The sequence below is a fragment of the Streptomyces sp. NPDC088812 genome (genome assembly GCF_044750285.1).
Lineage (GTDB): Bacteria > Actinomycetota > Actinomycetes > Streptomycetales > Streptomycetaceae > Streptomyces.
Genome location: NZ_JBIVJP010000004.1, coordinates 332235 through 355325 on the forward strand (window position 1 = coordinate 332235; position 23091 = coordinate 355325).

17 protein-coding genes are annotated in these 23091 nt (G+C 74.5%); 4 read left to right on the top strand and 13 right to left on the bottom strand.

Features of this window, described 5'->3' with window-relative positions; genetic code table 11:
* Positions 1-8: 8 nt before the first annotated feature.
* From ACIP67_RS09850 to ACIP67_RS09860, 3 genes are all read right to left on the bottom strand, one after another.
* Positions 9-1445: an NAD(P)/FAD-dependent oxidoreductase gene (locus tag ACIP67_RS09850; RefSeq protein ID WP_401690083.1), complete on the bottom strand. Its 1437-nt coding sequence runs from the start codon at positions 1443-1445 to the stop codon at positions 9-11.
* A 167-nt stretch (positions 1446-1612) separates the two neighbouring features.
* Entirely contained in the window at positions 1613-2506 is an 894-nt protein-coding gene (locus ACIP67_RS09855; protein ID WP_401690086.1) for a TIGR01777 family oxidoreductase, read from the bottom strand.
* Between the two features lie 237 nt (positions 2507-2743).
* Positions 2744-3928, bottom strand: a complete 1185-nt coding sequence (locus tag ACIP67_RS09860) for a MarP family serine protease (RefSeq protein ID WP_401690089.1) — start codon at positions 3926-3928, stop codon at positions 2744-2746.
* 291 nt (positions 3929-4219) lie between these two features.
* Between ACIP67_RS09860 and ACIP67_RS09865 the strand changes: the two genes are divergently transcribed.
* Positions 4220-5023, top strand: a complete 804-nt coding sequence (locus ACIP67_RS09865; protein ID WP_401690318.1) for a peptidoglycan recognition protein — start codon at positions 4220-4222, stop codon at positions 5021-5023.
* Between the two features lie 78 nt (positions 5024-5101).
* A complete protein-coding gene (locus ACIP67_RS09870) occupies positions 5102-5359 on the top strand; it encodes a hypothetical protein (protein ID WP_401690092.1) in 258 nt (85 codons plus the stop codon).
* A gap of 38 nt (positions 5360-5397) precedes the next feature.
* Here the strand turns inward: ACIP67_RS09870 and ACIP67_RS09875 are convergent, their stop codons facing one another.
* The 7 genes from ACIP67_RS09875 to ACIP67_RS09905 all read right to left on the bottom strand — a co-directional run bounded on the left by ACIP67_RS09875 (position 5398) and on the right by ACIP67_RS09905 (position 16968).
* Positions 5398-5916, bottom strand: coding sequence for a DUF4240 domain-containing protein (locus ACIP67_RS09875; RefSeq protein WP_401690320.1), 519 nt, complete (start codon positions 5914-5916; stop codon positions 5398-5400).
* A gap of 187 nt (positions 5917-6103) precedes the next feature.
* Positions 6104-8806 (bottom strand): pyruvate dehydrogenase (acetyl-transferring), homodimeric type, encoded by a 2703-nt coding sequence (aceE, locus tag ACIP67_RS09880; RefSeq protein ID WP_401690095.1) that lies wholly within the window; start codon positions 8804-8806, stop codon positions 6104-6106.
* Between the two features lie 502 nt (positions 8807-9308).
* Positions 9309-9941: a GntR family transcriptional regulator gene (locus ACIP67_RS09885; RefSeq protein ID WP_401690098.1), complete on the bottom strand. Its 633-nt coding sequence runs from the start codon at positions 9939-9941 to the stop codon at positions 9309-9311.
* 259 nt (positions 9942-10200) lie between these two features.
* Entirely contained in the window at positions 10201-12009 is a 1809-nt protein-coding gene (gene sucB, locus ACIP67_RS09890; RefSeq protein ID WP_401690101.1) for a 2-oxoglutarate dehydrogenase, E2 component, dihydrolipoamide succinyltransferase, read from the bottom strand.
* A gap of 66 nt (positions 12010-12075) precedes the next feature.
* Positions 12076-13464 carry a dihydrolipoyl dehydrogenase gene (gene lpdA / locus ACIP67_RS09895; RefSeq protein WP_401690104.1) on the bottom strand — a complete coding sequence of 463 codons (1389 nt, stop codon included), beginning with the start codon at positions 13462-13464 and terminating at the stop codon, positions 12076-12078.
* 302 nt (positions 13465-13766) lie between these two features.
* Positions 13767-15308: a leucyl aminopeptidase gene (locus tag ACIP67_RS09900; protein ID WP_401690107.1), complete on the bottom strand. Its 1542-nt coding sequence runs from the start codon at positions 15306-15308 to the stop codon at positions 13767-13769.
* Positions 15309-16158: 850 nt separating this feature from the next.
* Positions 16159-16968, bottom strand: a complete 810-nt coding sequence (locus ACIP67_RS09905; protein ID WP_401690109.1) for an adenosylcobinamide-GDP ribazoletransferase — start codon at positions 16966-16968, stop codon at positions 16159-16161.
* 61 nt (positions 16969-17029) lie between these two features.
* Between ACIP67_RS09905 and ACIP67_RS09910 the strand changes: the two genes are divergently transcribed.
* Positions 17030-17791 (top strand): hypothetical protein, encoded by a 762-nt coding sequence (locus ACIP67_RS09910; RefSeq protein ID WP_401690112.1) that lies wholly within the window; start codon positions 17030-17032, stop codon positions 17789-17791.
* A 262-nt stretch (positions 17792-18053) separates the two neighbouring features.
* Here the strand turns inward: ACIP67_RS09910 and ACIP67_RS09915 are convergent, their stop codons facing one another.
* From ACIP67_RS09915 to cobT, 3 genes are all read right to left on the bottom strand, one after another.
* Positions 18054-18746, bottom strand: a complete 693-nt coding sequence (locus ACIP67_RS09915; RefSeq protein WP_401690115.1) for a hypothetical protein — start codon at positions 18744-18746, stop codon at positions 18054-18056.
* A complete protein-coding gene (locus ACIP67_RS09920) occupies positions 18743-20470 on the bottom strand; it encodes a phosphatidylglycerol lysyltransferase domain-containing protein (protein WP_401690118.1) in 1728 nt (575 codons plus the stop codon). Before ACIP67_RS09920 ends, ACIP67_RS09915 begins: the two co-directional genes overlap by 4 nt.
* A 360-nt stretch (positions 20471-20830) precedes the next feature.
* Positions 20831-21946, bottom strand: coding sequence for a nicotinate-nucleotide--dimethylbenzimidazole phosphoribosyltransferase (gene cobT / locus ACIP67_RS09925; RefSeq protein ID WP_401690121.1), 1116 nt, complete (start codon positions 21944-21946; stop codon positions 20831-20833).
* A 151-nt stretch (positions 21947-22097) separates the two neighbouring features.
* On the opposite strand from cobT, the gene ACIP67_RS09930 reads away from it, so the two are divergent.
* Positions 22098-23069 carry a class I SAM-dependent methyltransferase gene (locus ACIP67_RS09930; RefSeq protein ID WP_401690124.1) on the top strand — a complete coding sequence of 324 codons (972 nt, stop codon included), beginning with the start codon at positions 22098-22100 and terminating at the stop codon, positions 23067-23069.
* Positions 23070-23091 lie beyond the last annotated feature (22 nt).

The following is a 23091-nucleotide window of genomic DNA, read 5'->3' on the forward strand; positions in this document are numbered from 1 at the left end:
CGGGCGGCTCACGCCGCCCTGCGCTCCGTCGGCAGGGGATCCGCGGAGTGCATCGGCCGGGCCGCGCCGAGGTCGGACAGGATGGCCGCCGACGCGCGGTGGGCCGAGTGGAGGGCGCCCTGCACGGTGCTGGTGTCGCGGTGGTCGCCGCAGACGTAGAGGCCCGCCAGCAGGCGTACCGGGCGGCGCAGGTCGTGCGGGGCGCGCATGGTGGGGACGGCCTCGGGGGTGTGGTGCACGGCCAGCGTCTCCCAGCGGGCGGTCGAGGTGCCGTAGAGGCGGGCGAGGTGCATGCGGACCGCGGTGTCGACGCCGGGCGGGGGCGTGCCGAGGACCGTGGAGGAGACCAGGGTCCGGCCGGCCGGGGCGCGGCTCGGGTCGACGCGGCTGGTCACCGTCGTGTGGGCGACGGGGCCGCCGCGGTCGGCGTCCAGGAGCAGCGAGGCGCCGGTCGACGGCGGCTCGTCGGTGGTGTGATGCAGGACCGTCACCGGGTGGAAGCCGGGCACCCGCAGCCCGGGCAGCAGTTCTGCGGCGGTGCGCGCGTCGGTGGCGACCAGGACCGCGCGGCAGCGGAACGTGCCGTGCTCGGCGGTGGTCACCGAGGTCGTGGAGACCGAGGTGACCCGTACCCCGGTGTGCACGGTGCCCGGCGGCAGGGTCCGGGCGAGCAGGTCCGGCAGGACCTCGGCCCCGCCCTCCGGCAGGCACAGCCGTCCGGCCGCGAAGGCGCGCAGCGCGAGGTCCGCGCACCGGCTCGAGGTGGTGAGGTCCGGGTCGCAGAGCAGGGCGGCGAGCAGCGGCCGCAGGAAGCCGTCGATCGTGCGGGCGGGCAGCCCGCGGGTGGCGAGGGCCTCGGCGGCCGGTGCCTCCCGGCGGCGCAGCAGCCGTTCGGCGGGGGTGGCCGCGAGCCGGGTCAGCGCCGCACCGAGCCGGGCCTGGTCCACGGCGGTGCCCAGCGGGGCGCCCGCCCGGACGCGCGGCGGGACCACCGTCTGCCGGGGCGCGCCCGGCCGCCTGCCGGGCAGCGTGACCACGCGGGAGGCTCCGGCGCGCGACCTGGGCAGCGACCCCGGCCTGGGGGCGCTTGCGAGGGCGCGTACGGCATGCAGTGCGCCCCTCGCGCCTCCCGCGCCCGTCGGTGCGCCCGCGCGGTGGTGGTGCCCGTCGCTGTGCAGCAGCACCCCTGGGGCGAACGGGCGCAGGACGAGCGCGCTCAGCCCCGGGGTCAGCGCCAGCTCGGGATACGCCGTGGACAGCAGCTGTCCGATGCGGTCGAGCCGGAAGCCGTCGACCTTCTCGGTCGCCATGCGGCCCCCCACGCAGGGGGCGGCCTCCAGGACCACCGTCGTCACTCCTGCGCTGTTCAGCCGTTGGGCCGCGGAGAGGCCGGCGACCCCGGCTCCCACCACGACGACGTCTGCCTGGTACGCGGGCTCAAGCACGTGCCCCTCCTCGCCTCGAGGTTGCGCGGCCGGTGGAGACGTGATGCCCCCATCGGGCGTCCGGAATACCCGAGTTCGGATCGAGGGTAGGGCCGTGATCGGTCGGGAACAGTCGCGCATGGGCAGGGCACGGTCGCACAGCGGTCGCATGCGGTCCCGGCGGGGCGTCAGGCGGCCCGCAGGGCGTCCTCGATCCCGGGGAACGCAAAGGTGAACCCCGACGTCAGCAGCCGCTCGGGCACCACCCGCGCACTGCCCAGCACATCCCCGGCCATCTCGCCGAGCACCGTCCGCAGCACCGGCGCCGGCACCGGGAACAGGGTCGGCCGGTGCAGCACCCGCCCCATCGCGGCGGTGATCTCCCGGTTCGTCAGCGGCTCGGGAGCGGTCAGGTTGAACGGTCCCGACAGGTCGTCGCGGTCCAGGAGGTGCCGGACCGCCGCGACCTCGTCGTGCAGCGAGATGTACGACCAGTACTGCCGCCCGTCCCCCATCCGCCCGCCCAGACCCGCCCGGAACAGCGGGAACAGCCGCCCCCACGCCCCGCCGCCCCGCGCCACGACCAGCCCGGTCCGGGGGAACACCGTCCGTACGCCCGCCTCCCGCGCCGGAGCCGCGGCCGCCTCCCACTCCACGCACAGCTCGGGCAGGAAGCCGCTCCCGGCGGGGGCGCTCTCGTCGACGACCCGGTCGCCGGTCTCGCCGTAGATGCCGATCGCGCTGCCGTTGACGAACACCCGTGGCGGCCGGTCCAGCGCGGCGGCCGCCCGCGCGAGCGCCGCCGTCCCGTGCACCCGGCTGTCGTGGATGCGCTTCTTGTACTCCTCCGTCCAGCGCCGGTCGCCCACCCCGGCGCCCGCCAGGTTCACCACGGCGTCGCACCCGGCGAGCCCGGCCGTCTCCACCCGCCCCCGCTCGGGGTCCCAGCGCACCTCATCCGAGCCCCGGGCCGCCCGGCGCACCAGGCGCACCACCTCGTGCCCGTCGGCGGTCAGGGACCGCACCAGGGCGCTGCCGATGAGACCGGACGCGCCGGCCACCGCGATTCGCGAACGTTCCATGCCGCCATCCTGCCCGCCGACCCCGGCGGACCCGTGCCGGGACCCGCTGTCCGAGCCGCGGGGTGACCCCTCTGCCCCGGGCCGGGATCCGACGGCCCCGCACGCGTGCGCCGCCCCCGCCGCGCGCGCGACGGCCCCGGGCCTCGACGTCGCCGACGAAACCCGGGCCGGGCCGGCGCCGACGAGGCCCGGGGCCGGGATGTCCGGCGCGTGCTGCCGTCGTGACCCGCCGGCGGGTCACGACGTGACCGGCTCGCCCGTGTCCACCGCGGCCGTCGCCGTCGCCGCCCGCTTCGCGTCGCCGGCGACCTCGGCGGCCGTCAGCACGTACCCCGTCTCGTCGTCGGAGGTGGAACGGGCGAAGACGACGCCGTACACCCGGCCGTCGGTGGTCAGCAGCGGACCGCCGGAGTTGCCGGGGCGGACGAGGGAACGGATCGCGTGGATCTCCCGGGTGACGGTGGCGTCGTTGTAGATGTTCCGGCCGGTCGCCTCCACCCGGCCCGCGACGGTCGCCGCCCTGAGGTCGAGGTCGCCGTCCTGCGGATACCCGGCGACGACCGCGGCGTCCCCGCGGGAGGCCGTGTCGTCGAACCGCAGCACCGGAGCGCTCATCCCGGCCACGTACAGCACGGCCACGTCCCTGTCCGGGTCGAACAGCACCACCCGCGCCGCGTAGGAGCGGCCCACGCCGCCGACCCGCACGGTCGGCTCGTCCATGCCGGCCACCACATGGGCGTTGGTCATCACCCGCTCCCGCGCGTACACGAACCCGCTGCCCTCACGGCCCTGGCCGCCCGAGACGCCCTCGACCTTCACCGTGCTCAGCCTGGCCGCGTTCGTCGCGCTCGCCGTGACACTGTCACCGGTGGGCTCGGCGACCTGGGCCGTCGACTCGTTCTCGAACGGGTTGAAGACCTGCGGGAAACCCGCCTCGGTCAGCGCGGACGTGGCCCGCGAGAACCACCCCGGAGTGGTCTGCGGCATCACCTCCTGCACCGCTTCCAGCAGCCGCGAGTCCCTGATCGCCGACGTCACGACGGCCGACGAGGACACGCCCAGCACACTGGCCGCCACCCACGCCACGATCAGCACCGCCACCGCGTTGGCCGCCGCGCCGCCGGCCCCGTCCGCCACCCGCAGCGGACCCCGGTCGATCTCCCGGCGCAGCCGCAGCGCCAGCCGCCCCGCCAGTTCGTGCCCCACCGCCGCCGGGGCCAGCACCGTCAGCACCGCGGTGACCGTGGCCGCCGTGGTCCCGGCCGTCACCAGGTCCATCACCCACGGCAGCACCCACACGCCGACCACCGCGCCGCCCACGAACCCGGCCAGCGAGACACAGCCGGCCACCAGACCGCGCCGGTACCCGGAGCCGGCGTACGCCAGGGCCACCAGCACCAGCAGGATGTCGAGCAGGTCCACTCGGCCGCCTTCCTCTCGTACCCTCCCGTACGTACGGGACGGCCCCGCTGATCAACTGTCCGTCGCACCCATCCGCGTGACCGCCCGCACCCGCGTGTCCGGACCGGCCCGCCCCGCGTGCCCGTACCCCGAGAACGCCGCGGAACGGGACATCGGTTCCGCCAGGTGGCACAGCACACATCGCGGGGGGAGCGGAACCGGCCGACAGTGGGCACCATGCGTGCCATCCGACAGGTCCTCCGCCGCGCGCGGGAGACGCGGGCGCGGCGCCCGGTGCCGGGCCCCCTGCTCGTGCTCCTGGCCTGCCTGCCCGGCCTCTCCGCCGGCGCGGCCCTGGCGCTGTGCGCGCACGGGGTCGAGCGCACCGCCACGGCGGCCCTGGCCGCCCGCACCGCCCCGCCGTCCGGGAACCGCCCCGCGAACCCGCACACCGCCGCCCGGCCCCGCATCGTGCCCCGCGCGGCCTGGCTCGCCGAGCTCTCCCGGCGCGCACAGCCGCCCCCGCGCTACGACGACCGGGTCGTCGCCGTGTTCGTCCACCACACCGACTCGCCCAACGGCTACGACTGCGCCGACGCGCCCCGCATCATCCGCCACCTGTACGCGGGCCAGACCGGCGTCCGCGACTGGGACGACATCGGCTACAACTTCATCGTCGACCGCTGCGGCACCGTCTACGAGGGCCGGGCCGGCGGCCTCGAGCGCCCCGTCACCGGCGCGCACACCCAGGGCTTCAACCACCGCACGGCCGGCGTCGCCGCGCTCGGCACCTTCACCGCGGGCATGCCGGTCCCGCAGGCGATGGTCGACGCGATCGCCGCCGTCGCCGCCTGGAAACTCGGCCTCTCCGGCGTCGACCCGCGTGCCGACGTCCGCCTGACCTCCAGCAACAGCCACAGCCGGTACGCCGCCGGAGCCACCGCGGCCCTGCCCGCCCTCGCCGGGCACAAGGACGGCTTCATGACGAGCTGCCCCGGCGCGGCCCTCAGCGCCCGCCTGCCGGAGATCCGGGAGACGGCCGCCCGGCTCCAGGGCAGGACGGCCCGGACGGCCCGCACGCCCCGGACGGCCCGCGCGTTCACAGGAACGCCTTAGACGGCGTTCAGACTCCTCCCATCACCGCGTCCTACCGTCGAGTACGAACACGAACAGAACCGACTGGAGGCGGGGACCATGAACAGCAGTCGTACGGAGGGCAGCACGCGGACGACCGCCGGGACCGCCGCGCGGGTCACCGGCTGGACCCGGGCCGTCCGCAGCCCGTGGACGGTGGTCTGCGCCGTCGCCGCGGTCGTCCTGGGGCCGGCCGCGGCCACCGCGTCCGCCCTGGAGCAGGCCAACAACGCGCCGCTGCACCACACGGCCGAGGCCTCGAAGCAGCAGGCGTACATCCCGGCGGACGCCACCACCCGCCGCCGCGCCGCGGCCTGAGCCCGGCCGGCTCGGGCGGCCGGCTCGGGCGGCCGGACTCACTCCTTGAAGCGCTCCCACAGCCGCGGGTACCGCTCGGCGAGCGCCCGCTCCTGCTCGAAGTCGACCGGCGTGCCCTCGGGCTCCGCCGGGGCCGGCGCGATCCCCAGGTCCGGGGCGACGGTCCCGGTGAGCTGCTCGTAGGCCTCGTCGGCCGCGTAGCCCAGCTCCTCGCCGTCGCCGTCGATCTCCTCGTCGAAGTCGCCCAGCAGGTCCGCGAGCGCGTCCGGATCGTGCACGGCCCCCTCGTAGACCTCACGGCCCTGCCCGATGAGCCAGCACCGGAAGTAGTCGAAGGCGTCGTCGCTGGCCCCGTCGAGCAGCACCCAGGCGGCGCCCCAGAGGTCCCAGGTGTACGCCCGGTTGTAGCGGGCCTCGAAGTGACGGGCGAAGTCCAGGACCATGTCCGGTTCCAGCCGCAGGAGCCGGTCCAGGAGCAGGTCGGCCTGCTCCTCGGGGTCACCCCCGGCGGCCTCCCGCGTGGCGTCGACCAGCTCCCAGAACTCCGTCTCGTCCATCACGCGTCCCAGCATCCTGCCTGCACGGGCACCCCGCACCCGGAGTACCCGCACCCACCGCACCCGGCATCCCACACCCGGTGATGCCGCCCGGACCGATCGGCCCGCCGGTACGGAAACGGGGAAGGGGTACGGCGGCCGCCGTACCCCTTCCCCGGAACCTCGGGAACCTCAGGACCCTCGGTGACTACAGCCCGTACTTCTCCCGGGCCTCCTTCACCGCCGTCGCCTTGACCTCGCCGCGCTTCGCGAGCTGGGCCAGGGCCGCGACGACGACCGACTGCGCGTCGACGCCGAAGTGACGGCGGGCCGCCTCACGGGTGTCCGACAGGCCGAAGCCGTCGGCGCCCAGCGACGAGTAGTCCTGCTCGACCCACTGCGCGATCTGGTCCGGGACCTGCCGCATGTAGTCGGTGACCGCCAGCACCGGACCCTCGGCGCCCTGGAGCGCCTGACGGACGTACGGCACCCGCTCCTCGCCGCGCAGCAGGGCCGCGTCGGCCTCCAGCGCGTCGCGGCGCAGCTCGGTCCAGGAGGTCGCGGACCACACGTCGGCGGCCACGCCCCACTCCTCGGCGAGCAGCCGCTGCGCCTGGAGCACCCAGTGGATCGCCGTGCCGGAGCCCAGCAGCTGGATCCGCGGGGCGTTGGCGGCCGGGGCGAGCGCCGCCGACTCCGCCGTGTTGAAGCGGTACAGGCCCTTGACGATGCCCTCGTCGATGCCGAGCCCGGACGGCTTCGCCGGCTGCGGCATCGGCTCGTTGTAGACGGTCAGGTAGTAGAAGACGTTCGGGTCCTCGCCCGGGGCCGCCTCGCCGTACATGCGGCGCAGACCGTCCTTGACGATGACGGCGATCTCGTACGCGAACGCCGGGTCGTACGTCAGAGCGGCCGGGTTGGTCGCGGCGATGACGGGGGAGTGGCCGTCGGCGTGCTGGAGGCCCTCACCGGTCAGCGTGGTGCGGCCGGCGGTGGCGCCGACGAGGAAGCCGCGGCCGAGCTGGTCGCCGAGCTGCCACATCTGGTCGGCCGTGCGCTGCCAGCCGAACATCGAGTAGAAGATGTAGAACGGGATCATCGTCTCGCCGTGCGTCGCGTACGACGTCGAGGCGGCGATGAAGTCGGCCATCGAGCCGGCCTCGGTGATCCCCTCGTTGAGGATCTGGCCGTTCTTCGCCTCCTTGTAGTACATCAGCTGGTCGCGGTCGACCGGCTCGTACGTCTGGCCCTTGGGCGAGTAGATGCCCAGGGACGGGAAGAGGCTCTCCATGCCGAAGGTGCGCGCCTCGTCGGGGACGATCGGCACCCAGCGCTTGCCGCTCTCCTTGTCGCGGACCAGGTCCTTGACCAGGCGGACGAAGGCCATCGTGGTCGCCACGCTCTGCGCGCCGGAGCCCTTGTCGAAGGAGGCGAACGCCTTCTCCGCCGGGGCGGGCAGCGGGGCGACGGGGTGCACCCGGCGGGCCGGGGCCGGGCCGCCGAGGGCCGCGCGGCGCTCCTGGAGGTAGCGGACCTCGGGGGAGTCGGCGCCGGGGTGGCCGTAGGGGACGACCCCGTCGACGAACTGCGCGTCGGAGATCGGCAGCTCCAGCAGGTCGCGCATGGTCTTGAACTCGTCCACCGACAGCTTCTTCATCTGGTGGTTGGCGTTCTTCGACGCGAAGCCCTCACCGAGGGTGTGGCCCTTGACGGTCTGCGCCAGGATCACGGTCGGCGCGCCCTTGTGCGCCAGCGCGGCACGGTAGGCGGCGTAGACCTTGCGCGCCTCGTGACCACCGCGGGAGAGGTGGAAGCACTCGAGGATCTTGTCGTCGCTCAGCAGCTTCGCCATCTCGACGAGCGCCGGGTCGGCGCCGAAGAAGTCCTGGCGGATGTAGGCGGCGTCACGGGTCTGGTACGTCTGCACCTGCGCGTCGGGTACCTGGCGCAGACGGCGTACGAGCGCGCCCGTGGTGTCGAGCCGGAACAGCTCGTCCCAGGCGGTGCCCCACAGCGTCTTGACCACGTTCCAGCCGGCGCCGCGGAACTGCGCCTCCAGCTCCTGCACGATCTTGAAGTTCGCGCGGACCGGGCCGTCGAGGCGCTGGAGGTTGCAGTTGATGACGAAGGTGAGGTTGTCCAGCTCCTCGCGGGCGGCGAGCGCGAGGGCCGCCGTCGACTCGGGCTCGTCCATCTCGCCGTCGCCGAGGAACGCCCACACGTGGGAGGCGGAGACGTCCTTGATGCCGCGGTTGGTCAGGTAGCGGTTGAAGCGCGCCTGGTAGATCGCGGAGAGCGGGCCGAGGCCCATCGACACCGTCGGAAACTCCCACAGCCAGGGCAGCCGCCGCGGGTGCGGGTAGGACGGAAGGCCGTTGCCGCCCGCCTCCTGGCGGAAGTTGTCCAGGTGGCTCTCGTTCAGCCGGCCGTCGAGGAAGGCGCGGGCGTAGATGCCGGGGGAGGCGTGGCCCTGGATGTAGAGCTGGTCGCCCGAACCGTCGGCCTCCTTGCCCCGGAAGAAGTGGTTGAAGCCGGTCTCGTACAGCCAGGCGGCGGAGGCGAAGGTGGCGATGTGGCCGCCGACGCCGTACTTGGCGCCGCGGGTGACCATCGCGGCCGCGTTCCAGCGGTTCCAGGCGGTGATCCGGGTCTCCATCGCCTCGTCACCCGGTACGGCGGGCTCGGCGGCGGTGGGGATGGTGTTGACGTAGTCGGTCTCGAGCAGCTTGGGCAGCGCGATGCCGTTGCCCTCGGCACGCTCCAGCGTGCGCCGCATCAGGTACGCGGCACGGTGCGGCCCGGCCGCCTTGGTGACCGCGTCCAGTGAGGCCTGCCATTCGGCGGTCTCCTCCGGGTCACGGTCGGGAAGCTGGTCGAGCGCGCTCGGCTGGATGGCGTTGGGGTCGGTCATGTCGCCGCCTTCCTCAGTCGAAGGGGGTTCCCTCATCTGCAAGGGTTCGGGGGTGCCCTAGGTCTTTGGCAGGACAGGGCGGGGGCTTGGGTGGCAAGCCCGTCGGTGACTGTAACCCCCTGATCGATGATCGATCAAAGGGTTGAGGGACAAAATCTCTCGATAACGAGAAAATAGGCACGCGGTGCCTTCCCCGGTGGCACCGGGTGACGCCGAAATCGGCGGTTTTCGCAGGTGGGGCGGCGTCTGAGCGCGGGCGCGCTCCGGTGTTCCCAGGGGGTTCCAGGGGTGTCCTAGGGGGTCCCAGGGGTGTCCCAGGGGGTGGCTTCAGGAGCTGGGTGCGCCGGAGTGACCGGGCCGGTGCGACCGGTGCGACCGGAGTGACCGGAGCGGCCACCGGCCCGGTGCGGCGCAGCACAGCGCCGCACCGGGCCGGTGGCCGGTGGTCGGTGGCAAAGGGCGAGGGACCCGTCTGGTCGGTGGGAAGGGCGAGGGGACCCGTCTACTCGCCCCCGTGCCGCGGTGCGCAGCCCAGGACGTGGGCCTTGACCAGCTCCGCGATCCTCGGGTCGCGCCGGCGGAACGCCTGCACCAGCTCCTCGTGCTCCTCCGCGTACGACTGCTGGACGGTCCCCAGCCAGCGGATCGACAGGGCGGTGAAGACCTCGATGCCCAGACCCTCCCAGGTGTGCAGCAGGACGGAGTTGCCCGCCGCCCGGACCAGCTCGCGGTGGAAGCCCACGGTGTGCCGCACCTGGGCCGTGCCGTCCGACGCCAGGTCCGCCTCGTACAGCGCCGCCACGTGCGGTTCCAGCGCCGAGCAGTCCTCCGCCAGCCGCTGCGCCGCCAGCTCCGCCGCGATCGCCTCCAGACCGGCCCGGACCGGATAGCTCTCCTCCAGGTCGGCGGCGGTCAGGTTGCGCACCCGTACGCCCTTGTTCGGCGCGGACTCGATCAGCCGCAGCGACTCCAGCTCGCGCAGCGCCTCCCGCACCGGCGTCTGGCTGACCTCCAGCTCGGTGGCGATCCGCCGCTCCACGATCCGCTCGCCCGGCTTCCAGCGCCCGCTGACGATCCCCTCCACGATGTGCTCGCGGATCTGTTCGCGCAGCGAGTGGACGACGGGCGCGGTCATGAGGGCTCCTTAGGGAGGGGCCGCCCATCGGCCCCTAGGGCGTTTGACGTTTAGACAATAAGGCCGACGGCTGCTCCCGGAGGGGCGCTGGGGGTGCTTTCCCGCAGGTGAGACGAGACTTACACGACGCCGAAACGCGCGGAGCCCCCGCCCGGAGGCCCGAGGGCTCCGAACGGGGGCGCCGTACAGCCGTACGGCCAGGAGGCGTGCCGTGCGATCCCGACGTCGTCGGGGTCCCGGCCCGGTGCGGGCCGACGGGTCAGAGGCCGAGCTCGACCTCGAACTCGCCCGCCTCCAGGATCGCCTTGACCGCGGTCAGGTAACGCGCGGCGTCGGCGCCGTCCACCAGACGGTGGTCGTAGGACAGGGTCAGGTACGTCATGTCGCGGACGCCGATGACCGTGCCCTCCTCCGTCTCGATGACGGCCGGACGCTTGACCGTGGCACCGATGCCGAGGATCGCGACCTGGCCCGGCGGCACGATGATCGTGTCGAAGAGCGCACCGCGCGAACCGGTGTTGGAGATGGTGAAGGTCGCGCCGGCCAGCTCGTCCGGGCTGATCCGGCTCGCCCGGACCTTGCCCGCGAGGTCGGCCGTGGCCTTGGCGATCCCGGCGATGTTCAGGTCGCCGGCGCCCTTGATGACCGGGGTCATCAGGCCCTTCTCGGAGTCCACCGCGATACCGATGTTCTCGGAGTCGAAGTAGGTGATCGTGCCCTCGGCCTCGTTGATCTTGGCGTTGATGACCGGGTGGGCCTTCAGCGCCTGGGCCGCCGCCTTCACGAAGAACGGCATCGGGGAGAGCTTGACGCCCTCGCGCGCGGCGAAGGAGTCCTTGGCCTGGGCGCGCAGGCGCATCAGGCGGGTGACGTCCACCTCGACGACCGAGGACAGCTGGGCCTGCTCGTGCAGGGCCTTGACCATGTTGTCGCCGATGACCTTGCGGATGCGCGGCATCTTGACGGTCTGGCCACGCAGCGGAGAGACCTCGAGCTTCGGGGCCTTCTTCGCGGCGGCCGGGGCGGCCGCGGCCGGAGCCGGGGCGGCGACGGCGGCCTTCGCGGCCTCGGCCGCGGCGACGACGTCCTGCTTGCGGATGCGGCCGCCGACGCCGGTGCCCTTGACGGACGCCAGGTCGACGCCGCTCTCGGCGGCGAGCTTGCGCACCAGCGGGGTGACGTAGGCGCCCTCGTCGGTGGCCTGCGCGGCGACGGGCGCCGCGGCGGCCGGGGCCGGGGTGACCGGGGCCGGAGCGGCCGGCGCGGGCGCCGGGGCGGCGGGCTGGACCGGGGCCGGAGCGGCGGCGGCCGGGGCGGCCGGGGCGGCCGGAGCAGCCGGGGCCGGAGCCGGAGCCGGAGCGGCGGGCGCGGCCGGAGCGGGGGCAGCGGCGGCGGGCGCCGGAGCCGGGGCCGCGGGGGCCGGGGCGGCCGCCGGAGCGGCACCCGGCGCGCCGATGACGGCGAGCTTGGCGCCGACCTCGGCGGTCTCGTCCTCGCCGACCGTGATCTCGAGCAGCACACCGGAGGTGGGCGCGGGGATCTCGGTGTCGACCTTGTCGGTGGAGACCTCGAGCAGCGGCTCGTCGGCCTCGACGCTGTCGCCGACCGACTTCAGCCAGCGGGTGACGGTGCCCTCGGTGACGGACTCGCCGAGCGCGGGCAGGACGACGTCCGTGCCCTCGGCGGAGCCGGCGCCGGCGGCGGCCTCGGCGGTGGGAGCCGGGGCCGGGGCGGCCTGCTCGGCGGACGGCTGGGCGGCCGGGGCCGGCTCGGGGGCCGGCGGGGCGACCTGCTCGGCGGCCGGGGCCGGAGCGGCGGCGGGCGCGCCGGTGCCGTCGTCGATGACGGCCAGCTCGGCGCCGACCTCGACCGTCTCGTCCTCGGCGACCTTGATGGAGGCCAGGATGCCGGCGGCCGGGGAGGGGATCTCGGTGTCGACCTTGTCGGTGGAGACCTCGAGCAGCGGCTCGTCGGCCTCGACGCGCTCGCCCTCGGCCTTCAGCCAGCGGGTGACAGTGCCCTCGGTGACGCTCTCACCGAGCGCCGGAAGGGTTACGGAAACCGCCATGGTTTCGGTTGCTCCTTACGAATTGCGGAAGTCTGTGTCGTCGCTTCGACGTGTTGCGACCGAGGGTCAGTCGTGCGCGTGGAGAGGCTTGCCCGCGAGGGCCAGGTGAGCCTCGCCGAGTGCCTCGTTCTGCGTCGGGTGGGCGTGGATGAGCTGGGCCACCTCGGCCGGCAGCGCCTCCCAGTTGTAGATCAGCTGGGCCTCGCCGACCTGCTCGCCCATACGGTCGCCGACCATGTGGACGCCGACCACGGCACCGTCCTTGACCTGGACGAGCTTGATCTCGCCCGCGGTCTGGAGGATCTTGCTCTTGCCGTTGCCCGCCAGGTTGTACTTCAGAGCGACGACCTTGTCCGCGCCGTAGATCTCCTTGGCCTTGGCCTCGGTGATGCCCACGGAGGCGACCTCCGGGTGGCAGTACGTCACCCGCGGGACACCGTCGTAGTCGATCGGGACGGTCTTCAGACCGGCCAGACGCTCCGCCACCAGGATGCCCTCGGCGAAGCCGACGTGCGCGAGCTGGAGCGTCGGGACCAGGTCGCCGACGGCGGAGACGGTGGGGACGTTCGTCCGCATGTACTCGTCGACCAGGACGTAACCGCGGTCCGTCGCGACGCCCTGCTCCTCGTAGCCGAGACCGGCGGAGACCGGGCCGCGGCCGACCGCGACCAGCAGGACCTCGGCCTCGAACTCCTTGCCGTCGGCGAGGGTGACCTTGACGCCGTCGGCGGTGTACTCGGCCTTCGAGAAGAAGGTGCCCAGGTTGAACTTGATGCCGCGCTTGCGGAACGCGCGCTCAAGAAGCTTGGAGGAGTTCTCGTCCTCGACCGGGACGAGGTGCTTCAGACCCTCGATGACGGTGACGTCCGAGCCGAACGACTTCCACGCGGAGGCGAACTCCACGCCGATGACACCGCCGCCCAGGATGATCGCGGACTTCGGCACGCGGTCCAGGACGAGGGCGTGGTCGGAGGAGATGATCCGGTTGCCGTCGATCTCCAGGCCCGGCAGCGACTTCGGCACGGAGCCGGTCGCCAGCAGGACGTGGCGGCCCTGGATCCGCTGACCGTTCACGTCGACGGAGGTGGGGGAGGACAGCCGGCCCTCACCCTCGATGTACGTCACCTTGCGGGAGGCGACGAGACCCTGGAGGCCCTTGTACAGGCCGGAGATCACGCCGTCCTTGTACTTGTGGACCCCGGCGATGTCGATGCCCTCGAAAGTGGCCTTGACGCCGAACTGCTCGCTCTCGCGGGCCTGGTCGGCGATCTCGCCCGCGTGCAGCAGGGCCTTGGTGGGGATGCAACCCCGGTGCAGGCAGGTGCCGCCGACCTTGTCCTTCTCGATCAGGGCGACGTCCAGGCCCAGCTGCGCCCCGCGCAGGGCCGCGGCGTAACCGCCACTACCACCGCCGAGGATCACTAGGTCGAAAACGGTGCTGGCGTCGTTCGCCACGTCACGTCCTCCATGCATGTGCGCCACGCCGGTCGTCGGTGACCGGTCGGCGGCTGGTGTCCGGCCGCTCTTCGTTCGGCCCTGTGGTGGGGCCCTGTCCTGCCGAGCCCCATCTTCGCACCTGCGGGAGGCGGACGGGACGCGGGGCCGGGGTGTGAGACGCCCCACGCTCACGTGTGACGGGGGGAATCGGTCCCGCCGGGGGCGCGGGAAACCGCGCGACCAGCCACATACGGTTCGCACCCGCTGCGCAACGGACACGACCCGAGTGACCAGGCGCACAGTCCCCCGCTCCGGAGGAGCTAGCCGAGATCACCCGCGGCGGTCAGCTCCGCGAGGCGCACCAGCGTCCGCACGGCCGTACCGGTGCCGCCCTTGGGCGTGTAGCCGAAGGGGCCGCCCTCGTTGAACGCCGGGCCGGCGATGTCCAGGTGCGCCCAGGCGATCCCCTCGCCCACGAACTCCCGCAGGAAGAGGCCGGCGACCAGGCCGCCGCCCATCCGCTCACCCATGTTGGCGATGTCGGCGACGGAGGAGTCCATGCCCTTGCGCAGGTGCTCGGGCAGCGGCATGGGCCAGGCCGGCTCGCCGACCTCCTCCGCGGCCTCGAACACCGTGGAGCGGAACGCCTCGTCGTTCGCCATGACGGCGAACGTGCGGTTGCCCAGCGCCAGCATCATCGCGCCGGTCAGCGTGGCGACGTCCACGATGGCGTCCGGCTTCTCCTGGGAGGCGGCCCACAGGGCGTCGGCGAGCACCAGCCGGCCCTCGGCGTCGGTGTTGAGGACCTCGACCGTCTTGCCGCTGTACATGCGCAGCACGTCACCCGGGCGGGTGGCGGATCCGGACGGCATGTTCTCCGCGAGCGCCAGCCAGCCGGTGACGTTCACCTCCAGGCCGATGCGCGCCGCGGCGACCACGGCCGCGAAGACGGCGGCCGCGCCGCTCATGTCGCACTTCATCGTCTCGTTGTGACCGGCCGGCTTCAGCGAGATGCCGCCCGAGTCGTAGGTGATGCCCTTGCCGACGAAGGCGAGGTGCTTCTTCGCCTTGGACGAGGTGTACGTCAGCTTCACCAGGCGCGGGGCCGACGCGGAACCGGAGCCGACGCCGAGGATGCCGCCGTAGCCGCCCTTGGCCAGGGCCTTCTCGTCCAGGACCTGCACCTTGATGCCGTGGTCCTTGGCCGCGGCCTGGACGAGGGTGGCGAAGGCCTCCGGGTCGAGGTCGTTCGGCGGCATGTTGATCAGGTCGCGGGCGCGGTTGAGCTCCTCGGCGACGGCGGCGGCGCGGGCGAGCGCGGCCTTGTGGGCGGCGTCGCGCGGCTTGCCGCCGAGCAGGACGGCCTCGGCGAGCGGCGCCTTGCCCTTCTTCGCCTTCGCGGCGTTCTGGGCGCTGTTCTTGTAGGCGTCGAAGGAGTACGCGCCGAGCACCACGCCCTCGGCGACCGCGCCGACCCCGGCGCCGTCCGCCAGCGGCAGGGCGAAGGCGGCCTTCTTGGTCCCGGTCAAAGTGCGGGCGGCCACGCCGGCCGCCCTGCGCAGGGCCTCGGCGTCGTACGAGGTGTCCTTCTCGGGCTCCCCGCCCAGCCCCACCGCCAGCACGAGCGGTGCCTTGAAGCCGGCCGGGGCGGGCAGCTTCGTCACCTCGCCCTCGGCGCCGGTGGCGCCGAGGGTCTCCAGGACGCCGGCGAGCCGGCCGTCGTAGGCCTTGTCCACGGCTTCGGCGCCCGGGGCGACGACCAGGTCACCGGAGCCGGGTGCAGTGCCCTTGGCGACACCGATCACGATCGCGTCGGCCCGCAGGCCGGGCGCCGCGGCGGTGCTGAGAGTGAGAGCAGTCACGGTGGTGAATTCTCGCTTCCGATGTGAAGTTGCTGTGGCCGGAAATGTGTGGGTCGACCGGGCCCGACAGCCGACCCTGGATCCGGGTCGAGGGTGCGGTCGCAACCGAGGCCGGCCGCACCGGCGCGGCGAACCGGCACGGCGAACCCCGCAACGAGCGTACGCGCGCGTGTGCAATCGCTCACGCACACGCGTCCTCACCTGTCGGTTGGCGTCGTGGCCACGGCCCGATCCTCGCACCCCATGACTCGAGTCACACGCGCCGGGTCGGCATGGCGGCGTCGGGGACGCCGGCTCGGGCGGGTCCCGGTGACCGGCGGTGCCGTCGGACCCCCCGGCACCGGCGCGCCCGCTTCCGGCCTGCGGCCCGCTTCCGTCCGGTTCGCGGGATTCCGCCGGGCCGTCGGGTTCGGGGGTGATCCGCCGGGCCGTCGGGTTCGCGGGGTTCCGCCGGGCCGTCGGGTTCGGGGGTGATCCGCCGGGCCGTCGGGTTCGGGGGGTGATCCGCCGGGCCGTCGGGTTCGGGGGTGATCCGCCGGGCCGTCGGGTTCGGGGGTGATCCGCCGGGCCGTCGGGTTCGGGGGTGATCCGCCGGGCCGTCCTGGACGCGACCCGCCGGGATCGTCTCGCGGGGTGTCCTGCGGGGCTGTCCGGGCCGGGCGGGCAAGCGGCAGGGCGGGCGAGTGACCGGGCGGCAGGGCGGGCGAGTGGCCGGGCGGGCGAGTGACCGGGGGGCGGGTGACCCGCAGCGCGGGCGGTTCGCGGGATGGTCCGGGGGACGGGGTGGTCCGGGGACGGGTGGTCCGTGGGGCGGGTGGTCCGGGGGACGGGGTGGTTCGTGGGGCGGGGTTCAGCCGCCCAGGCAGAGTGCCACGAGCGCCGTCGTCGTCGCGGTTTCCGCCAGGCCGCCGAAGACGTCGCCGGTGACCCCGCCGAAGCGCCGTGCGCAGCGGCGCAGCAGGAGTTCGGCGCCGGCCAGGGCGAGGACGACGGCGAGGGCCGTGCGGACGGCGTCGTACGGGCCGATGAGCGCGCCGGCGGCCGCCGCGGCGGCGGTGACGGCGGCCACCGCGGCCCACGCCGCCCGCACCGGCACCACCCCGGCCACGGCCGCCCCCAGCCCCTCGGGCCGGGCGGCGCCGACCCCGGCCCGGGCGGCCAGGGTGAGCGCCAGCCGCCCCGCGACCGCCGCGACGACGGCGGCGAGCGCGCCGCGCGCCCAGGAGGCGCCGTACAGCTGCGCCAGCGCCGCCGCCTGGGCGAGCAGGACGAGGACCAGGGTGAGCACACCGAACGGCCCGATGTCCGACTGCTTCATGATCCGCAGCGCGTCCTCGGCGGGCCTGCCGCTGCCCAGCCCGTCCGCGGTGTCGGCCAGCCCGTCGAGATGCAGCCCACGGGTGAGTACGGCGGGTACGGCGACGGAGGCGACGGCGGCGAGCAGGGGGCCCGCGCCCAGCAGCAGCGCCGCCAGCCCGGCCCCGGCCGCGCAGCCGCCGACGACCAGCCCGGCCACCGGGGCGCCGAGCATGCCGCCGCGCGCGGCCCGCCGGTCCCAGCGGGTCACCCGGACCGGGAGCACGGTGAGCGTGCCGAAGGCGAAACGGAGTCCGTCGAGACGGGAGGGCGCGGGGAGCGGGGGAGGCGGGGTCGTGGACACCGGCGCAGGTTACCCGGAGGTCGGACGGGCACCTCCGGGAGACGGGGATGAGAATGCGCTTATGGGGCATTGGGTGCAGCGGAACATCGTCGAGCCGGGCAAGCTCCCGCTGCTCCTCGCCCTCGCCGCCTTCGTCCTGACCTTCCTGGTCACCCGTGCCGTCACCCGTCTGATCCGCGCCGGCCGGGGCCCGTTCGGCAACGTCAGCGCGGGCGGACTGCACGTCCACCACGTGGTCCCGGGCGTCCTCCTGACCGTGCTCGGCGGGTTCGGCGCGGTGGCGAGCGGCCGGCAGGGCTTCGGCTCGGCCGCCTTCGCGATCGTCTTCGGCGTCGGCGCCGGGCTCGTCCTGGACGAGTTCGCGCTGGTCCTGCACCTCGACGACGTGTACTGGACGGAGGCGGGCCGCAAGAGCGTGGAGGTCGTCGTCCTGACGGCCGCCCTGGTGGGGCTCGTCCTGGTGGGTTTCTCGCCGTTCGGCGTCAACGACGTGAGCCCGGACGAGCGGCAGGACCGGGGGAGCGTGATCTCGACCGTGGTGCTCAACTTCCTGTTCGCCCTGGCGGTCCTGAGCAAGGGCAAGGGCCGGATGGCGATCTTCAGCGTGATCGTCCCGTTCGTCGGCCTGATCGGCTTCGTCCGCCTCGCCCGCCCCGGCTCCTGGTGGGCCCGCCGCTTCTACCGCCGGCGCCCCCGGGCGCGCGCGAGGGCGGCGCTGCGCGCCTACCGGCACGACCGGCGGTGGGCGCGGCCGAGGCGGGTGGTGGGGGACTGGCTCGGCGGCAAGACGGACGCGGAGCTGCGCTCCGCCGGGCGGGGGTGAGGGCGTTCGCCGGGCGGGGCGGGGCGCTCGTCGGGCGGGGTGAGGGCGCTCGTCGGGGGCGGGGCGAAGGCGTGCCAGACGAGGTGAGGGTGTGCGGTGAGGGTGTGCCGGGTGCCGCGGGTGCGCGGCGGGCACCAGGCGTGCCGCCGGTGCGCGGCGGGCGCCGGGCGCCAGGCGAGCACCAGGTGGCACCAAGGCGGTGACGAAGGGGCCTGTCCCCACCGTCTCGCGATCCCCCCGCGCGCCTGCGAGGAGCCGCCCGTCAGGGGCGCCGCGCCGCCCCGCGCCCCGGCGGCACCGCCCGCGGGCCGCGCCGTCCCGCCCGTACGACCCCGCAGCCCACCACCACGCCCGCGATGGCCGCCAGGTGCTCCTTGCCGGCCAGGTTCGCCTTCAGGAGCACCTCGACGACCATCGCCACGACGACCGCGCCGGCCGTGGCGTGCGCGTGGTACCGGTGGCCGAGGAGGACCGCGAGACCCACCACCGCCGCCGAGGGGCCGGTGTCGACCACCTGGGCGTCGGAGGCGGGCAGGCCCAGGAGGCGGCCCGGGCCGAGGGCGACGCCCACGCGCGCGTACAGCGAGCCGGCGAGGGTGGCGGCGTACGCGACGAGGAGGGTCGGCCGCCGGCCCAGGCAGATCTCCGCGAGGCCGAAGACGCACAGGACCTGCGCGAGGGCGCCCCAGACCGGCAGGTCCGGCGCGGGCACGAACAGCGACAGCGGGGTGCGCAGCAGGGCCGCCCCCAGCGGGTCCCCGGCCCGCACCACACCCACGGACCGCACGAACGCGTGGCCCCAGCTCTGGTTCTGCACGACGTGCAGGGCCGCCGTCAGGCACACCGCCCCGAGCGTCATCGGGACCGCCCGCCACCGCAGCGCCACGAGGGGCCCGCGCACGGCGGCGCCGAGCGGCCCCCACTCGGTGCGGGCCCAGAGGGCGAGCGGGTTCACCGGCGGGCCGCCAGGCGGGTACGGCGCGGTCGCCCGGCCGGCGCCGGCGGCTCCAGGAAGCCCTCCGCCCGCGCCGACGCCAGGCCGATGCGGAGCAGGTCCGCGCTCTTCTCGAAGAGCAGGAAGCGGGGCTCCCAGGCGGGCCGGTACTTGGCGTTGGCGCGGTACAGCGACTCGATCTGCCACCACCGGGAGAAGAAGCCGAGCAGCGACCGCCACAGCCTCAGCACCGGCCCGGCGCCCAGGCGGGAGCCGCGCTCGAACACCGACCGGAACATCGCGAAGTTCAGCGAGACCTGGGTGACGCCGAGGCCGCGGGCGCGCCGCAGCAGCTCGATGACCATGAACTCCATCAGTCCGTTGTCGGAGTCCCGGTCCCGCCGCATCAGATCGAGCGACAGCCCGTGCGGCCCCCACGGAACGAAGGACAGCAGGGCCCTGAGCCGGCCCTCGGCGTCGGTGCACTCGACCATCACGCACCGCCCGTCCTCCGGGTCCCCGAGCCGCCCCAGCGCCATGCTGAACCCGCGCTCGGTCGCCCCGTCCCGCCACTCGTCGGCGCGCCGCACCAGGTACGCCGTCTCGTCGGCGGCGATGTCCTCGTGCCGCCGGACGCGTACGGCGTACCCGGCCCGCCGCACCCGGTTGTGGGCCTGCCGGACCGTCCGCATGGCCCGCCCCTCCAGGGTGAACTCGGCGACCTCCACGACCGCCTCGTCGCCGAGTTCGAGGGCGTCCAGCCCGTGCCGGGCGTAGACCGTCCCGGCCTCCTCGCTGGCCCCCATCACCGCCGGGATCCAGCCGTGCGAGCGGGCCTCGGCGAGCCACGGCCCGATCGCCCCGGGCCAGGCCTCGGGGTCCCCGAGCGGGTCCCCGGACGCCAGGGACACCCCGCCGACCACCCGGTAGGCGACGGCGGCCTTCCCGGTGGGCGACCAGCGCACGCTCTTCTCCCGGCGCAGCGCGAAGTAGCCCAGCGAGTCCCGCTCCCCGTGCCGGTCGAGCAGTTCCCGCAGCCGTTTCTCGTCGTCCGCGGTGAGGGGGTCGACGGCCCGCCGGGAGCGGAAGGCGGCGTACAGGACGGCGAGGACGAGGAGCGTGCTGAGGACGTTCACGGCGACGTCGACCCAGGTGGGCGGGGAGATCCCGGGGAACAGGTGGTCGTCGGCGACCGAGACCAGCCGCAGCGCGCCGTAGCGCCAGCGGTCGAGGAAGGTGGACGGTCCGGGGGCCCGGTCGGTGAGGGTCACCAGCAGCGCGGCCAGCAGCGAGGCGCCGAGCAGCCCGCCGGCGCCGACGGCCGCGGCGAGCCTCGGATTGGCGCGGTCGCCCTTGGCGTAGAACTCCGCGCGTCCGACGAGCAGCGCGGCGACGAAGGCGGCGGTCAGGGCGAGGGAGACCCAGTTCTGGGGATACCGCCGGATCTCCGGGAACGCCATGGCGGGGCCGAGCAGCGCGAGGAACGCGCCGCTCAGCCCGAGGTTGAGGATCCACGCGGCCCGTTTGCGGCGCCGCATGGTGACGGCCAGGAACGCGGTGAAGACACCGGGGGCGAACCCGGCCGTCAGCAGGTAGGGGGTGAAGAAGTCGGCCTGGTTGTGCCGGCGCACGTCCTGCCCCAGGGAGACCCATACCGCGCTGAGCAGGTTGACGAAGGCGACGGCCCGCAGATACCAGACGGTGAAGGCGGCGGCCCGACGGGAAGCGATCCGGACATCTCCCATGACATGTGATCATATGGGCGCCGATCCGGCGAACCGCTCTTTTGCCGCCTCCGCCGGTGCCGCCCCGTCGGCCGTCCGGCCCACGCCCGCGCGGCTCCGGTCAGAACGCCGAGGACGCCTCCGATGCCTTGGCCCCCGGCTGCCTCCGGTCCCCCTGTCCTCCTCCGTCTCGGTGCCGCCCCCGCTCCGGCTCCTCCGTCTCGGTGCCGCCCCCGCTCCGGCTCCTCCGTCTCGGTGCCGCCCCCGCTCCGGCTCCTCCGTCTCGGTGCCGCCCCTGCCCCGGCACCGCCACCGCGGCCGCCTCCTGCTCCTCTCCTCCGTCGCCGCGGCCTCCTGCTCCTCCTCCGCCGCCTCCTGCTTCTACTCCTCCGTCGCCGCGGCCGCCTCCGGCTCCTCCGACTCCTCGGGCTCGTCCGGCGTCTCGGGCTTCGCCTGCTTCTCCGGCAGCTCGGCGGCCAGCGCCGCCGCGGCCTGCACCAGGGGCAGCGCGAGCAGGGCGCCCGCACCCTCGCCCACGGTCACGCCCTGGTCCAGCAGCGGCTCCAGCGCCATCCGGTCCAGCGCCTTGGCCTGCCCCGGCTCGCCGCTGCGCTGCCCCGCCAGCCACCAGTCGGGCGCCCGGAAGGCGATCCGCTGCCCGACCAGCGCGCAGGCCGCCGTCACGACCCCGTCCAGGACCACGGGCACCTTCCGTACGGCGCACTGGAGCAGGAAGCCCGTCATCGCGGCCAGGTCGGCGCCCCCGACGGTCGCCAGCAGCTGCAACTGGTCCCCGAGCACCGGCCGGGCCCGCCGCAGCGCGTCGCGGATCGCCGCGCACTTGCGCATCCACGCCAGGTCGTCGATCGCCTCCCCGCCCCGCCCGGTCACCACGGACGCGTCGGTCCCGCACAGCGCGGCGACCAGCACGCCCGCCGCCGTGGTGCCGCCCACGCTCACATCCCCGAGCACGACCAGATCCGTACCGGAGTCGGCCTCCTCGTCGGCGACGGCGACCCCGGCCAGGAAGGCGGCCTCGGCCTCCTCGGCGGTCAGCGCGTCCTCGACGTCGATACGGCCGCTGCCGCGCCGTACCCGATGCCGTACGACGTCCTCGGGGAACGCGTCCGGCTCGCAGTCCAGCGCCATGTCCACGACCCGCACCGGAACCCCGAGCCGGCGCGCCAGCACCGCCGACGGGCGGCCGCCCTCCAGCACCTCCCGCACCAGCTGCCCGGCGCCGCCCGCGGGCCGGGCGGAGACGCCGAGCGCGGCGATCCCGTGGTCGCCGGCGAACAGCACCACCCGCGGCCGCTCCACCGGGCGCACCGGCACCGCGCCCTGCGCCGCCGCCAGCCACTCACCCAGGTCGTCGAGGCGCCCCAGCGCCCCGGCCGGGACGATCCGACGGTCCCGGTACGCCTCCGCGTCGCGCCGCACCCCGCCGTCGGGGCGCTCGATCAGATCGGTGAAGTCGTCGAGATTAAGCGAGCTCATTCGCCGAACAGTACCGGCACCGAACGAACGGTTCCGCGCCACACCGCCACCCCGTCCGCACGGCGTCTTTGCACCCACCACCGTGATCCCATACGTTCCGTTTTGCTACGGATTGCCGCATGGTTCGCCCGCCCTCCCACCGGAGCCGCTCATGCCCCCCAGGCCCATCCACGAGCCGCGCCGCGACGACTGTCCCTGGTGCGGCTCCAGACGCCTGCGCGCCCGGTTGCGCGCTCCGGACCTGCTGCACCACAGACCGGGCACCTTCATCGTCGACGAGTGCCGGGACTGCGCCCACGCCTTCCAGAATCCCCGCCTGACCCCGGAGGGGCTCGCCCTCTACCGGCGCGGCCCGGAGGAGGAGTTCCCGTCGGTGCCCACCCATCGCGCCCTCACCGACCGCGTCCTCGCGGTCCGCACCCGCCGCCGCCGTCTGCGGGCCGTGGCCCGGACGATGCTGCCGTTCGGGGAGCCGGAGAGCTGGCTGGACGTGGGCACGGGCCACGCCCTGTTCCCGGAGGCCGCGCGGAAGATGTTCCCGTACACGGCGTTCGACGGCCTCGACCCCACCCCGACGGTGGAACGGGCGAGGCTTGCGGGCCGTGTCGAGGAGGCCCACGTCGGGCACCTCACCACCCCGGGCGTCACCGCGCGCCTGCGCGCCCGCTACGACGTCGTCAGCATGCTCCACCACCTGGAGCACACCCACGACCCCCGCGAGGAACTCCGCGCCGCCCTCACCGTCCTGCGCCCCGGCGGTCACCTCCTCCTCGAAGTCCCCGACCCGCGCAGCGCGTTCGCCGCCCTCCTCGGCAAGTGGTGGCTGCCGCACGGCCAGCCCCGCCACGTACACCTGATGCCGCTGCCCAACCTCCGCACGGAACTGGAGGGCCAGGGCTGCACCGTCCTCACCGCGGACCGCCGCGCCCCCCACCTCCCCTACGACCTGTCGGCGGCGCTCTCCCTGTCCCTGGCCCGCGCCGTCCCGCCGAACCACCCCGGCCTCCTGCGCGGGGCGACCGCCCTGGTGCGGACGGCGACCGTGCTCGACCACACCCTGGCCCCGCTCCTGCGCCGCACCCGCTTCTCGAACGCCTACCGGCTCATCGCCCGGAAGGGGTGAGCGCGAGCCGGAACTCCCCCTT